Origin of the sequence: Neisseria sp. P0020.S003, assembly GCF_051957095.1 — a bacterium.
In the GTDB taxonomy this organism is placed as follows: domain Bacteria; phylum Pseudomonadota; class Gammaproteobacteria; order Burkholderiales; family Neisseriaceae; genus Neisseria; species Neisseria subflava.
In genome coordinates, this window is record NZ_JBQCWU010000064.1 from 1 (window position 1) to 466 (window position 466).

Sequence of the window (466 nt, forward strand, 5' to 3'; positions counted from 1 at the left end):
TAGCAATTGGCCGATGTCCTTCTCCTGAGTTCTCTCAATCGCCTTAGAATTCTCATCCTACCCACCTGTGTCGGTTTGCGGTACGGTTCAAGTCAAACCGAAGCTTAGTTGCTTTTCCTGGAAGCGTGGTAGCGGTTACTTCATGTCCGTAGACACTTGTCATCACTTCTCGGTGTTAAGAAGACCCGGATTTGCCTAAGTCTTCCACCTACCGGCTTAAACAAGTTATTCCAACAGCTTGCTAACCTAACCTTCTCCGTCCCCACATCGCATTTGAATCAAGTACAGGAATATTGACCTGTTTCCCATCGACTACGCATTTCTGCCTCGCCTTAGGGGCCGACTCACCCTACGCCGATGAACGTTGCGTAGGAAACCTTGGGCTTTCGGCGAGTGGGCTTTTCACCCGCTTTATCGCTACTCATGTCGACATTCGCACTTCTGATATCTCCAGCACACTTTACAA

At 49.1% G+C, this 466-nt stretch carries 1 rRNA gene; it reads right to left on the minus strand.

Annotated elements, in window-relative coordinates:
• Positions 1-466: ribosomal RNA gene (locus ACTHTQ_RS11320) — 23S ribosomal RNA — on the minus strand; the annotation flags it as partial.